General features: G+C 34.1%; 16 protein-coding genes. 1 reads left to right on the top strand and 15 read right to left on the bottom strand.

The features are described 5' to 3' along the window. Positions 1–81: 81 nt before the first annotated feature. The 5 genes from APR43_RS20560 to APR43_RS20540 all read right to left on the bottom strand — a co-directional run bounded on the left by APR43_RS20560 (position 82) and on the right by APR43_RS20540 (position 3,296). Positions 82–762: a 2'-5' RNA ligase family protein gene (locus APR43_RS20560; protein ID WP_053471747.1), complete on the bottom strand. Its 681-nt coding sequence runs from the start codon at positions 760–762 to the stop codon at positions 82–84. A gap of 5 nt (positions 763–767) precedes the next feature. After that, the gene (locus APR43_RS20555; RefSeq protein WP_053471746.1) at positions 768–1,136 is read right to left on the bottom strand and encodes an iron chaperone; all 369 of its coding nucleotides are present in this window, start codon (positions 1,134–1,136) and stop codon (positions 768–770) included. Positions 1,137–1,290: 154 nt separating this feature from the next. Further along, entirely contained in the window at positions 1,291–1,758 is a 468-nt protein-coding gene (locus APR43_RS20550) for an SRPBCC family protein (protein ID WP_053471745.1), read from the bottom strand. Positions 1,759–1,947: 189 nt separating this feature from the next. Next, positions 1,948–2,898 carry a polysaccharide deacetylase family protein gene (locus tag APR43_RS20545; protein WP_082356415.1) on the bottom strand — a complete coding sequence of 317 codons (951 nt, stop codon included), beginning with the start codon at positions 2,896–2,898 and terminating at the stop codon, positions 1,948–1,950. Between the two features lie 5 nt (positions 2,899–2,903). After that, positions 2,904–3,296, bottom strand: coding sequence for a DoxX family membrane protein (locus tag APR43_RS20540; RefSeq protein WP_053471744.1), 393 nt, complete (start codon positions 3,294–3,296; stop codon positions 2,904–2,906). Positions 3,297–3,380: 84 nt separating this feature from the next. Here APR43_RS20540 and APR43_RS20535 point away from each other — a divergent pair, with 84 nt between their 5' ends. After that, positions 3,381–4,217, top strand: coding sequence for a helix-turn-helix domain-containing protein (locus APR43_RS20535; RefSeq protein WP_053471743.1), 837 nt, complete (start codon positions 3,381–3,383; stop codon positions 4,215–4,217). Between the two features lie 18 nt (positions 4,218–4,235). On the opposite strand, the gene APR43_RS20530 is transcribed toward APR43_RS20535, so the two are convergent. From APR43_RS20530 to APR43_RS20485, 10 genes are all read right to left on the bottom strand, one after another. Continuing rightward, on the bottom strand, positions 4,236–4,817 hold the full coding sequence (locus APR43_RS20530) for a TIGR00730 family Rossman fold protein (RefSeq protein ID WP_053471742.1): 582 nt from the start codon (positions 4,815–4,817) through the stop codon (positions 4,236–4,238). Between the two features lie 254 nt (positions 4,818–5,071). Further along, entirely contained in the window at positions 5,072–6,196 is a 1,125-nt protein-coding gene (locus APR43_RS20525; RefSeq protein ID WP_053471741.1) for a lactonase family protein, read from the bottom strand. Positions 6,197–6,366: 170 nt separating this feature from the next. Continuing rightward, a complete protein-coding gene (locus tag APR43_RS20520) occupies positions 6,367–7,470 on the bottom strand; it encodes an MBL fold metallo-hydrolase (RefSeq protein ID WP_053471740.1) in 1,104 nt (367 codons plus the stop codon). 2 nt (positions 7,471–7,472) lie between these two features. Continuing rightward, on the bottom strand, positions 7,473–7,895 hold the full coding sequence (locus tag APR43_RS20515) for a DUF1801 domain-containing protein (protein ID WP_053471739.1): 423 nt from the start codon (positions 7,893–7,895) through the stop codon (positions 7,473–7,475). Between the two features lie 6 nt (positions 7,896–7,901). Then, the gene (locus APR43_RS20510) at positions 7,902–8,951 is read right to left on the bottom strand and encodes a serine hydrolase domain-containing protein (protein WP_053471738.1); all 1,050 of its coding nucleotides are present in this window, start codon (positions 8,949–8,951) and stop codon (positions 7,902–7,904) included. Between the two features lie 101 nt (positions 8,952–9,052). Then, complete coding sequence (locus tag APR43_RS20505; protein WP_053471737.1) at positions 9,053–9,421, bottom strand: nuclear transport factor 2 family protein; 369 nt, start codon at positions 9,419–9,421, stop codon at positions 9,053–9,055. Between the two features lie 75 nt (positions 9,422–9,496). Further along, positions 9,497–9,712, bottom strand: a complete 216-nt coding sequence (locus APR43_RS20500; protein WP_053471736.1) for a hypothetical protein — start codon at positions 9,710–9,712, stop codon at positions 9,497–9,499. 11 nt (positions 9,713–9,723) lie between these two features. Next, positions 9,724–10,152, bottom strand: a complete 429-nt coding sequence (locus APR43_RS20495) for a hypothetical protein (RefSeq protein WP_053471735.1) — start codon at positions 10,150–10,152, stop codon at positions 9,724–9,726. 59 nt (positions 10,153–10,211) lie between these two features. Next, the gene (locus tag APR43_RS20490) at positions 10,212–11,126 is read right to left on the bottom strand and encodes a helix-turn-helix domain-containing protein (RefSeq protein ID WP_053471734.1); all 915 of its coding nucleotides are present in this window, start codon (positions 11,124–11,126) and stop codon (positions 10,212–10,214) included. Positions 11,127–11,138: 12 nt separating this feature from the next. Beyond that, positions 11,139–12,035, bottom strand: coding sequence for an NAD(P)H-binding protein (locus APR43_RS20485; RefSeq protein ID WP_053471733.1), 897 nt, complete (start codon positions 12,033–12,035; stop codon positions 11,139–11,141). Positions 12,036–12,224 lie beyond the last annotated feature (189 nt).

Here is a 12,224-nt window from a genome sequence, read left to right as displayed (position 1 = left end):
CACGAATTTTTTATTTTTAATTCGTGAAAATTAGTGTAATTGCTTCGCCTGTTCGCTATCGCTCGGGTCGTGGCAAAAAAATCACAACTCAAAATCCTTCAAATGAATTGTATTTTCTTTTCTCTGATACCAATCATTAAAAACTAATTCGAGTTTATCGGCTGTGAATTCTCCGAAATTATAATCCCGAAATTGCTCAACAACTTCAATTAATTTTTTAGGGTTTTGAAGTTTTTCTGTAAAACGCATTACTGTAGAATGCGCTGTAGCAATTGAATACCGACTGTCGATGCTTTGTTCTAAAGTTGAATTTCGAAAATTCTCACGAAGTTTATTTCTTAAATTATTCAAAGTTTCATCAGAAGGAAATCCCTGAATCATTATTGCAGAATTTGAAGCCGTAACACCGCGAAATTCAATTTTGATTTTGCTCAAATCTTCTAAGCTTTTTTCAATGATTTTAATATAATCTTCAATATTAATTTTATCTAGATTAAAACCTTCATAACACGAGATAATCGACATTACTGTAATATGAATATCAGAATCAGGATAATAATATTGATTGGGTTCAACTGCTTTTAATTCTTCTAAAAATAACTGAATATTGCTTTTTATTTTTTCGCTGGGGCGGAGGAGAAGCGTAATACCAAATCGGGAATCTGAAGGATCATTTATTTTAGAATCTAAGCTGTAATTTTGCTTTAAAATGGATTCAGAAGAAGTTTTATAAAGTTGATTGTAATGTTCTGCTAAATTCATTTTGGTTATTTCTTTTTCGCTTTTTCCAGATTTTCTTTCACTCTAAATTTTACAATTTTAGTAATTAAATCATACGGCATTTTTTCTTTTAAAGGAAACTGAACCGAACCTTTTCCAGATTTATATTTAGAAAGCTCTGCGGCAAAAGCTTCATGTCCGCTTGGTAAAGCATACAATCCGATATGATTTTTAAAAGCCGCAAAATAAACCACGATTCCATTTTGCTCAAACGCCGGCATCGAATAACTGATTTTTTCCTTGGCATCAGGCGCTGCTTTCTGAATCGTCATTCTCACTTTTTCTAAAATTTCCTGAACATCATTAGGGAATCCGCCAATGTATTCGTCGATATTTTCGGGTTTCTTAGTTTCCATTTTTAGCGAAGTTTATTTTTAAGTTTATTTTTTTGAATCTCGCAAAGTCGCGAAGGCGCAAAGTTTTTTTAGCTTGGCGTTCTTAAGGCAAAGCCTCTAATACTTTAAAAACTTTGCGAAAAATCTTTGCGCTCTTTGCGTTAAAAATCGCATTTTATGCTAATCCTTTTGGGAATCTGTCTAAAACTAAATTTAGCTGTAATTGATGCTCCAAAAACGCTTTTGCTCCGGCTAAAACTAACGTAAAACCTTCGGTAGAATTGCGAACCTGATCGATTATTTTATCTGAATCTCCTTTTAAACCTGAATTTGTTATGCTTACAAAAGTTTCATTTTCGTTTAACGGCGTAAAAATCCATTCTACCAAAGTTGTTTCATCTGGATTTCCCCATTCAATAACAATCTTTTTATTTTCCTGTAAAACTAATGTCGTAACCGAAAGTGAAAAACCATACATTTCCCATGTCCATTCGGTTTTTTTACCTTCTTCTAATTTTCCGGAACCTTTTGTAAACCAAAATTTACTGGTAATTTCCGGATCAATAAAAGCCTGAAAAACTTCTGAAACAGGTTTTCTAATCAGCATTTCGGCTTTTGCAAATTTGTTGTTTTCTGGTTTCATGATTGATAAGTAAAATGTGAGAGGTGAAAAATGAGTTGATTTTTGGACTTCTAATTTAAGAAAGAAATTCCAAAAAAAGGGAATAAAAAAATCCACACAAGCTTTTTAACTCATGTGGATTATAATTTTATATGTGAGAAGTAAAATTCCAAATTCTAAATCTGCAATCTAAAATCTAAAATCTGCAATTTACTCTCTAATTGTAGTTTTATCATGAAGTGCAATCTCAGCAATTTCGTCTTTACGTTTAAAACTCACACCTTGATGCTCCTGCATATATTTAATAAGATCGCTTGTTGCTTTTACCATTTGCGGCGTTCCGCCAATACGATCATGAAAACTGATTGACATTTGTCGGCGTTGTGTTTCGCTTTCGGCGTATAATTGGTCAAATTCCAGTTTTGCTTGCTGTAAAAACTGATCTGCCGAAAAGTTTTTCCCTTCAATCAAAACAATATCATTGCATCGAATAGTATACGGAACAACTGCAAAATCTTTATTTTTTACCTGAATGATAAAAGGCTCATCGCGGCTAAGATCATCAATATGATATTTGAATCCCAATTCCTGCAGGATCTCAAGTGTATTTTGTCCTCGGCGTAACCAGTTGGCATTGTAACCAACAGGAGTAAAACCGGTAACTTTTTTTATGGCGTCGACACCATCTTTTATAAACTTTTTTTCCTCTTCATAAGGCATGGTGTATTGTGTACTCCAGCTCATTCCGTGTGCAGCGGCTTCGTGGCCTCTTTGTACAATTTCTTTGGCTAACTCCGGATTTTTTAAAACCGCAGTTCCAACCATGTGCGACGTTACTTTTACACCTAGTTTATCCCAATTGTCGAGCATACGCGGAACGCCTTCTTTATATCCATATTCGTACCAGGTTGCCGCAGGAAGATCAATAAAACCTTTTTGTATATTTTGAGGAAATGGACTTTCTGCATTTTGAGGCTGTCCTCCGGCTTCAAACTGCATAGAAATCGAAACAACTAATCTTGAACCGTCTGCCCATTTTGTTTTTTGAGGAGAGAAAATTGGAGCATTTTTTGAAACTTCAGAAAAAGTTTCAATAGGATTTATCATTCCAACCATTCCAATTATTCCGGTTTGTTTAATAAAATTTCTTCTTGAACTCATACTATTTATTTTTTAATTAAGATATCAATAGCCCAGCTATTATAAGCTGCAAAATGCAATAGCAAAGCAAAAAATGCAATGTGAATTAACTGTGAGGGAACAGCTTCCCAGTTCTCAATCATCGAAGTACCAAATAATAAGACCAGCATAACAACAGCTCCGGCAATTAAAGCTGGTTTGGTAAATAAGCCTAATAATAACAAAAGACCAATGGTAAATTCGGCTATTGGTAAAATATAACTAAATGGTGTTACGAGGATTTTTGGCAGCATTGAATTTTCAAAAGTGCCAACCATCCAATTACTGAAAGTAGTAAGTTTTGGCAGTCGGACTAATCCGTGGCCAAACATGCTGATTGCGATTGCAAGACGTAATAATAAAAAAGAGGTTGTTTCCATATTAAGTGATTTTATACTACAAAGTTGCGGATAACAGCTTTTTAAAATTTGTACAATCATTGGAATAATTTGTACTTTTGAAAGATGGAAATTAGAAATTTATACCACCCATTTGAACTTCAGTTTTTAGAAGTTTTAGAATATGAAGCGAAAGAACGTAAAAATACTTTTTTTGAAATGGTTTTTGTTCTGGAAGGAAAAGGAACTCAAATTATAAACGATCATCGATGGCCTTATAGCAGCGATAAGTTTTTTTTAATCTTTCCGCAAGATACGCATAGTTTTGAAGTTACAGAGAAAACGAAATTTTTCTTTATACGATTTCATGACAGTTATCTTAAAACACAAAGCAGTGACTGGATTCAAAAGCTTGAATTTATTTTTCATAACCACAATCACAGGCCGGGCTGTATTTTAAAAACTGTAACAGACAAACCTTTGGTAAGGGCAATGATTGAAGCTCTTATTAGAGAAGAAAGCACGAACTTTCCGCAACAGCAGGAAGTTATTAAGCAAATTCTGAATACGATTATTACAATTGCAGCCAGAAACATTTCACTTATTGCACCACTTAATCTTAACCAAACCAATGTGGTTCCGAGTTTGGATTTGTTGAATTATGTGCATCAGAATATTTATCAGCCAGAACATCTAAAAGCGTCGAATATGGCGGCGGCATTTAATGTTTCATCAACTTACATCAGCGAATATTTTAAAACCAAAACAGGGCAGAGTATTCAGGAATACACAATGGCTTATAAAGTAAAACTAATCGAAACCCGATTAAAATTTACCAATATGCAGATCAATGAAATTGTATATGAATTTGGTTTTAGCGATGCAAGTCACCTGAATCGCTTGTTTAAAAAACATACAGGCTTGAATCCAAGTGACTATAAAAAGCAGTTTAAAAGAGTTTAATTGTAGATAAATCTAAATTTAAACTTTGTCTTTTTCAATCCATTTTCCAACCGTTGGCGGAGTATAATTTTTCATTTGGTTTAATAAATCTTCAATATCATCGCTTACTAAAAGCATTTTTTGATTGGCTTCTTTCAATAAACCTTTTTCTCTCATGGTTTGAAGTAATTCTAAAAGCGAATCATAAAAACCGTTGATGTTTAAAATTGCGATCGGTTTTTTATGTAAACCTAACTGCGCCCAGGTCAGCATTTCAAAAAGCTCTTCAAGAGTTCCAAAACCACCCGGAAGCGCAATTACACCGTCGCATAAATCATTCATTTTAGTTTTGCGTTCGTGCATGCTTTCTACCAAAATTAATTCGGTTAAACCTTTATGCGCAATTTCTTTTGATCTTAAAAAATTAGGAAGAACGCCAATTACAGTTCCGTTTTCGCTCAAAGCTCCATCCGCAACAGCGCCCATTAAACCCACATTTGCTCCGCCATAAACTAAACCAATATTTTGTTTGGCTAAAGTTTTTCCCAATAATTCGGCTTGTTCTTTATATATTTCTTCGGTACCAAAACTTGATCCGCAGAAAACAGTTATTTTTTTCATTTTTTATAATGTTATTTTATAGCGTTTTTATAGTTTGTTTTTTTGCCACTCCCGATAGCTATCGGGATAAAAGGATTAAAAAGGATTTTTTTTGTCATCCTGAACGAAGTCGAAGGATTACACATGCAGATCGATAAAGATTGATGATTTACTTTGTAGAGTTTCTTACGTATCCTTCGACTTCGCTCAGGATGACAAAACCTCCGTGTTAACCCGTTTCAATAAGTAAAATCCGTGTGCCATCCATCAAGTAATCAAATCCTTCTAATCTGCACACAAGAAACGTTTTCCATTTTAATTTCTTTTCCTGTTTTCTTCAATAATCCGGTTTTAGGATTTCTTCTAAAAACAATAATATTTCCAGTAATTACATTGGTAGCAACCAAGAATTTTCCGGTTTCATCGATGGCAAAAACTCTCGGATGTTTTCCTAAAGTCGATTGATAATCAATGTTTTTCAATAATCCATTTTCATCAATTGAAAAAATAGCAATGTTATTTTCTTTCCCTCGGTTTGTAGCGTAAAGAAACTTTCCATCTGGTGAAATATGAATATCAGAACTTTCAAAACCTTCTTTTATTTTATCCGGATGTGTCGCAATACGCTGGATTTTATTTAAAGTTCCTTTTACATAATTATAAACGCTTATCTGTCCCGCCATTTCTTCAATACAATATCCAAATTTCTGATTCGGATGAAAAGTAAAATGTCTTGGACCGGCTTCTAAATCAGTTTTGGTAAAAGGAATTTGAGCTTCGGTTAAAGGCTGTTTTTTATTTTCATCAAAAGCATAACTGCGAATTTTATCGGCACCTAAATCGGGTAAAAATAAATAATCGAATTGAGGCGAAAATACGGCAGAATGAACGTGAGATCTTGTTTGTCTTTCTTTGTGCGTACTTCCATCAATATATTGAAAATTCTGCGCGATAGAATCAATTTTTCCGTTTTCCAGAACTGGGAAAACCGAAACACTTCCTTCTGTATAATTGGCATTTGCAATCCATTTTCCGCTTTTGTGAACCGTAACATAAACCGGATTTTCACCGCCGCTTCTTTGGCTGTTTAAAAAAATCAGACTTTTGTTTTCGGGATTAAATTCAAAACTGCTTATACTTCCGGCATTTGGCGTTTTGGTATCCGTACAGGCGTAAACATATTTTCCATTTGGCGAAACAGTTAAATACGAAGGGTTTATAATATTTTTTGCCGAGGCTATTTTAGATAGTTTTCCGTTTAAAGTATCTAATTGATATATTTGAATTGCTTCTGCCGTTTTATCCCGATTATATGATCCTAAAAACACATAAGTATTTTGAGAAAACATACTGCAGGTTATCAGAAATACAATCGTTAGGAAGTTTATTTTTTGTTTCATTTTTTTGTGTCAGGTTTTTCAAGTTTCAAGTCTTGTAAGGCTGAGCGAAGTCGAAGCCCTTTGCGTACCCTTCGACTTCGCTCAGGGTGACAATGCAGTGTTTCAAGTTTTAGGTTTCAAGTTTCAAGTTTCAGGTTTTCAATCTAAAATCTAAAATCTGCAATCTAAAATTATTTAATACCTTTCCACCATTGTTTAAATTCCTGATTTTCATTTTTTAGTTCCACTAATTCTCCAATCATTGGCGTAATTAATGGAACTGGATTTGCTGAATTTGCATTGAGTTCTGTGACTCTAATTAAGGGCTCATCCCAGGAATGCAGTGACAAAGAAAACTTTGACGAATGCACCGGAAATGCTCTTTTTGCTTTTAAATCCTGAATTGCCTGTATCACATCTTCGGGCATATTATGAATGTATTTCCAGTTTTTATTGTATTGACCGTTATCGATTAAAACAATATCAAAAGGGCCGAATTTCTCGCCAATTTCTGCAAAGTGCTGGTCGTAGCCGCTGTCTCCGCCCAAATACATTTTAAAATCTTTGGATTCTAAAACAAAAGAAGTCCAAAGTGTATTGCAGCGTTTAAAACTTCTGCCAGAAAAATGTCTTGACGGAGTTGTATAAAGCGTTAGATTTTCGTCTAATTCTATTTTTTCATGCCAGTCTTTTTCGATAATATTTTCTTTTGGAAATCCCCAAAACTCAAAATGAGAACCAACGCCAAGTGCTGTGATTACTTTTTTAGTTTTCGGCTTTAGCTGAAGAATGGTTTTATAATCTAAATGATCATAATGATCGTGTGTAAGCAGTAAATAATCAATTTCAGGAATGTCATCAACGGCGTAAATATCTGTTCCTTTAAACGATTTTGTAGTTCCCGCAATAGGAGAGGCGTTACCGCTAAAAACAGGATCGATTAAAAATCGTTTTCCTTCAAGCTGAATATAATAAGACGAATGTCCAAACCAAACTAAAACATCCTGATCGAGAGGAATTTCGTGTAAATTGGTTTTGACTGACGGAATTAAATCGGTTGGGATTTTCCTGTCGACTTTTTTGAAGAAAAATTCACTTAAAACGCTAAAATAAGTCGCGCCTTCAGCAAGATCTGGTGTGAAATTTTGGTTTTCGAATTTTCCGTTTTTGTATTGAGGCGATTTTTCAATTAAAGCTAACCTTTCGCCGGAAGGCTTTTTTCCGAATTTTGGATGTTGTAAAAAATTGTAAACGAGAAGCACTATTATTAATAGTACGATTAAGAATGTGATCATTTTTATTTTTGGGGATATAAATTTTTAACTTCTTCAATCGAAAGCGAAATAATCTTTTTTAAGATTTCAACGTCGATATCAGCTAATTTCTTGATGTAAATACATGCTTTTGATACTTTGTATTTTCCTAAGTTTGAAAAAAGTTCTTCTCTCTTTTCTTCGGGTAAATAAAAATAAACTGTTGTTGCGGCTTTTCTGGGAGAAAAAGCGGCCAAAGGTGCGTCGCCTTCGTGTCCCGTGGCATATTTGTAATGATAAGTTCCAAAGCCAATAATACTTGGTCCCCACATTTTAGGTTCAAAACCTGTAATCGCTTTCATTATTTTTACCAGTTCAAAAGCATCATTTCTTTTTGCTTCGCTGTCTACAGTATTTATAAAATCAATAACACTGCTTTGGGTTTCTGCTGTTTTATTCTTTGCCATTGTCTTTTATTTTTGATGTACTAAATCGCTTTTCAGTAAAATATTTTTGATTTTAAATTCAGAAATATAAAACAAATCGCGGCTTTCGTTCATTTGATTTTCTAACACAATTAAGCTGACATCACTTTCAGGGAAATATAAATTTACTGATGAAAATCCGTCGCCTAAACCGGTGTGACCTACATATTTTACCGCTTCTTTCTCAATAATTTTAATTCCGTAGCCATAACCTTCATCTGCTTTTCCGAAGAAATCATGCTGCGCCAATATATTGTGTTTCAGCATTAATTGATACGTTTCTGGTTTTAGGATTTTTCCTTTATGAAGATTATTATTCCAAACCGATAAATCATTTACGGTAGAAACAACTCCGTCTGCACCTAAACTTTGCGGCGTAATCTGCGTAGTTTTTACAGCTTCAAATTTTCCATTTGAGTTAATATTTCCCGTAACTAAATTTTGGGTTTTATCTTTAGCATAACAAAAAGTATTGTTCATTTTTAATTTCTTAAAAAGAGCATTTGCTACTTCCGTATAACTTTTTTTGGTGCTTAGTTCAACGATTTTTTCAGTAAGGCTAAAGCTTAAATTTCCGTAACTAAACTGAGTTCCGGGTTTAAACGCCAATGGTTTTTGCAAATCGACAATTCCGTGTGTATGATTTAAAAGTTGATGAACCGTAACCGAATCTGCCCACGATTGGGTTAATTCCGGAAGATATTTTTTAATTGGAGTATTTAAATCGACTTTACCTTTTTCAACTTCCAACAAAAGTAAAACCGCAGCAACCTGTTTGCTGTTTGACATGATCTCAAATTGAGAGTTTACCGTTAAAGGTTTTTTGGTTTCAAAATTGGCAAAACCCTTTGCTTTTGAATACACTGTTTTTCCATTTTTAGAAATCAAAACAACACCGTTAAAAACCGGAGAAGTTGTATGTTCAACCAGACTGTCAATTTTAGAAGTGTAAGCATCTTTCTTTTGTGCAGAAGAATAGCAGTATGACAAAAGAAAAGTCAAAAGTAATAAAGCAGGAATTTTGTATTTAAGGTTCATTTTTCAGTCTCGATTTTTTTTAGTTTTCAGTCGCAGTCGCAGTTTTCAGTTTTTGACTCAGTTAATAATTAACAATTCACCATTAACAATTCACAATTAATTCAAAACATTCCATTTTCATTAACCATTTCACCCGGAATAGGCTGTCCTAAATCCCAGAGTTCAATTATTTTATCTGATTCGAATTTAAAAATATGAACTACGACAAATCCCAAATCGGTTGAATTTTGTTTTAAATGCGAATGTACAGCGACCAAATCATGGTCAGCAATGATATGATGAATTTTAAAAATTTTATTTGGATTTTTTCTTGCTGATTCTTCCATTGCCAGCATTAAAGTCTGGGCATCTCCTTTAAAATGAATATTATGATGCTTAAAATTTTTGCCTACATAAAGTCTAAAGGCTTCATGCGGATGCCCGCTTGCAGCAAGTTTTAAGAAGTTTTCTACGATTTCTTTCTTAGTCATAATCTACAGGATTAAACAGCAAACTAAGTTATGAAATTTAGAAGTACTTTTTGAATTAAAAAAACCTGAAAATTTTTATAAATCTTCAGGTTTTATCTGTGTTATATCGATGCCTAATTTTGTGAATTCTTTTTCGCCTAAATCGGTAATATAAAAGTGTTTGTCGGCGGGATTTTTCTTGGCAATCCATCCTTTTTCTGCAAAAGTTACAGCGAGCAATTGACCAAGTTTTCCGCCAATATGTTCGTAACACATTTTTGCCGGTTTTTGTTTGGATGGTTTCCCGCTCATTTTACTGAATTTTAATAGGCTGTTTTCTGCGTCTTTTTACAAACTAATCTCAAGGCCAAATAGGCAGTTGGAATATAAGCAAAAACCAAATCTATAAAGGTAAACCACATTGGTGCTGGCAGAGAACAAACACTTACGATTCCGCCTAGTAAAAAGAAAGCTCCAATTACCAAGGCTAATTTCTTTTTATGATTAATCGCGATTAAAGCGGTTGTAACTGCTCCTGCAAATGTTCCGATTGCGTGAGCCAGAAATGGAAAAATAAAATGTTGTACTTCAAACAAATGCATTGTTTTTTGCAAACCTTCCATGGTTGTGTTGTCGACTCCATCTGGCGGTGGAATAATTGAACCGCTGATTAAAATGATACTCATATTAACAATACTTCCAATAATAATTCCGGCAATAACAGCCAAAGTATTCCTTAAAACGGGATTCATAATTTTGATTTTATTGTTACGAATATAGGAAAATTATGCGTGTTTTGCCCGGATTTTTTTTAATTGAAAGACTGTCTGAATTCTAAAGGAGAAATGCTTGTTTTTGTTTTGAATAATTTACTGAATGACTGTTGATGTTCAAAGCCTAATTCATAAGCAATTTCGCTTACGGATAAGTTTGTAGTCGAAAGTTTTTCTTTTGCTTTTTCGATCAGTTTGTCGTGAATGTGCTGCTGTGTGCTTTGTCCGGTAAGATGTTTTAGTAATCCGCTTAAATAATTGGGAGAAACGTTTAGATTATCGGCAATAAACTGGACTGTTGGCAAACCTTTTTTAGATAAAGAATCGTTTGTAAAATATTCTTCCAGCAATTTTTCTAAACGAGCCAAAATCTCATGATTGCTTATTTTTCTAGTAATGAATTGTCGGTTATAAAAACGTTCAGAATAGGTTAGAAGTAATTCTATTTGTGCTATAATAACATCCTGACTGAATTTATCAATATTAGATTGGTATTCCTGCTGAATATTTTTCATGATATCGATAATCATTTTTTCTTCTTTATCAGAAAGATGAAGCGCTTCGTAAACCGAATATCCAAAATATTCGTATTGTTTGATTTTCTGTGCAAGCGGCGTATTCCATAAAAAATCGGGATGAACGAGTAAGGAATATCCCGTGTGCTGCAGTTCTGAATTTCCTTCAATAGAAAAAACCTGACCGGGTGCAATAAACAATAAAACGCCTTCTTTAAAATCATATTCCTGCTGTCCGTAGCGCATTACAGCATTGGCATTTCTTTTTAATGCAATAGAATAAAAGTCGAGAATGAGACTTTTGGGTTCTTGTTCGTTGAGATATCTTAAATCTTCAAAATTATAAACGCTTACAAGCGGATGTTCAGGCTTTGGCAAATCCCTAAACTCATGAAATTCGCTGATACTTTTTATTCGATGTGGTTGTTGATTTGCCATAGCCTAAATTACCTATTTTTGATTATATATTGCTGCAAATTCTTTTGCATATTCTGCCAGCTTTGTTTTTCCTAAAACTGCCGGTTTGTTTTTATAATAATCTTCGCCCAATAAACCGCTGTAAAGTGCAGCGTACATTTCGACCAAACCTGCTGCGATTTTGGGTTGCATTCCTACTGAAATTAATCCGTTTAGAACTTCTTCATCGCTTATGAAATTCCATTTTAAATCTGGTTTTCCAATTGCTGCGCCTAAAATTTGAGCAGTTTCGTGACCATTTAATTCTTCACTGGCTACATAACGAACTTTTTTTCCGTCAAGCGGAGTTGTAAGCTCTTCGGCAATTGCTTCTGCAATATCATTTGGAGATACCCACGGAACTAATTCATCGGCACCATAATTTGCCGAAATAAAACCTTGATTTTTAATCGCAGGAATGTAAGCCAGTAAATTGTAGTAAAAAGAAGTTGGACGCATAAACGTAATCGAAACGTCTGAAAGCTGATTTAAAACCGCTTCGATTTCATTGTAACGTTGAATAATTCCTGATTTTTCTTTTAAATGCGCTCCAATACTGCTCAGGAAAACAACACGTTTTACTCCGGATCGTTTAATGGCTTGAGCATAAGCGTTTCCGATTTTGCGTGTAAAAGCATCTAAATCTAAATTGGGATCGAAATAATTGGCACGCGGAATCATGCAGTAAACGGCCTCTGCGTCTGTAAATGTTTTAGTTAAAAAATCTACATTTTCGACAGAACCAATAGCAGCTTTTGCGCCTAAGGTTTCGATTTCTTGTTTTCTTTCGTTACTGCTGGCAATTACGGTAACGGAATGTCCTTTTTCAATTAATTTTTTTGCCAAAGGCTTGCTGATGTTCCCTAGAGAACCTGTAATTATAATTTTCATAAGTTCTAAATTTTGATGTTACAAAGTTGCGTAACATCAAAAAGATGGATGTAGCCAAATCTACTATTGTTGTAGCCTAAAGAGTTGCTAAGATTCTAAGTTACTAAGATGCTAAGTTTTTAATGTTTTGCTTTTGCCCACGGGTTTTACGGATGAAACGGGTTTTCACTGGTTGCTTTTTTTTTTTTT

The sequence above is a fragment of the Flavobacterium sp. NLM genome, assembly GCF_002210235.1.
Taxonomy (GTDB): domain Bacteria; phylum Bacteroidota; class Bacteroidia; order Flavobacteriales; family Flavobacteriaceae; genus Flavobacterium; species Flavobacterium panici.
This window is presented reverse-complemented; position numbering and strand designations above follow the sequence as displayed.

Bases quoted from the DNA above. Each gene is read 5' to 3' on its own strand.
- APR43_RS20560 (WP_053471747.1), bottom strand. From the start codon at position 762: ATGAATTTAGCAGAACATTACAATCAACTTTATAAAACTTCTTCTGAA.
- APR43_RS20555 (WP_053471746.1), bottom strand. From the start codon at position 1,136: ATGGAAACTAAGAAACCCGAAAATATCGACGAATACATTGGCGGATTC.
- APR43_RS20550 (WP_053471745.1), bottom strand. From the start codon at position 1,758: ATGAAACCAGAAAACAACAAATTTGCAAAAGCCGAAATGCTGATTAGA.
- APR43_RS20545 (WP_082356415.1), bottom strand. From the start codon at position 2,898: ATGAGTTCAAGAAGAAATTTTATTAAACAAACCGGAATAATTGGAATG.
- APR43_RS20540 (WP_053471744.1), bottom strand. From the start codon at position 3,296: ATGGAAACAACCTCTTTTTTATTATTACGTCTTGCAATCGCAATCAGC.
- APR43_RS20535 (WP_053471743.1), top strand. From the start codon at position 3,381: ATGGAAATTAGAAATTTATACCACCCATTTGAACTTCAGTTTTTAGAA.
- APR43_RS20530 (WP_053471742.1), bottom strand. From the start codon at position 4,817: ATGAAAAAAATAACTGTTTTCTGCGGATCAAGTTTTGGTACCGAAGAA.
- APR43_RS20525 (WP_053471741.1), bottom strand. From the start codon at position 6,196: ATGAAACAAAAAATAAACTTCCTAACGATTGTATTTCTGATAACCTGC.
- APR43_RS20520 (WP_053471740.1), bottom strand. From the start codon at position 7,470: ATGATCACATTCTTAATCGTACTATTAATAATAGTGCTTCTCGTTTAC.
- APR43_RS20515 (WP_053471739.1), bottom strand. From the start codon at position 7,895: ATGGCAAAGAATAAAACAGCAGAAACCCAAAGCAGTGTTATTGATTTT.
- APR43_RS20510 (WP_053471738.1), bottom strand. From the start codon at position 8,951: ATGAACCTTAAATACAAAATTCCTGCTTTATTACTTTTGACTTTTCTT.
- APR43_RS20505 (WP_053471737.1), bottom strand. From the start codon at position 9,421: ATGACTAAGAAAGAAATCGTAGAAAACTTCTTAAAACTTGCTGCAAGC.
- APR43_RS20500 (WP_053471736.1), bottom strand. From the start codon at position 9,712: ATGAGCGGGAAACCATCCAAACAAAAACCGGCAAAAATGTGTTACGAA.
- APR43_RS20495 (WP_053471735.1), bottom strand. From the start codon at position 10,152: ATGAATCCCGTTTTAAGGAATACTTTGGCTGTTATTGCCGGAATTATT.
- APR43_RS20490 (WP_053471734.1), bottom strand. From the start codon at position 11,126: ATGGCAAATCAACAACCACATCGAATAAAAAGTATCAGCGAATTTCAT.
- APR43_RS20485 (WP_053471733.1), bottom strand. From the start codon at position 12,035: ATGAAAATTATAATTACAGGTTCTCTAGGGAACATCAGCAAGCCTTTG.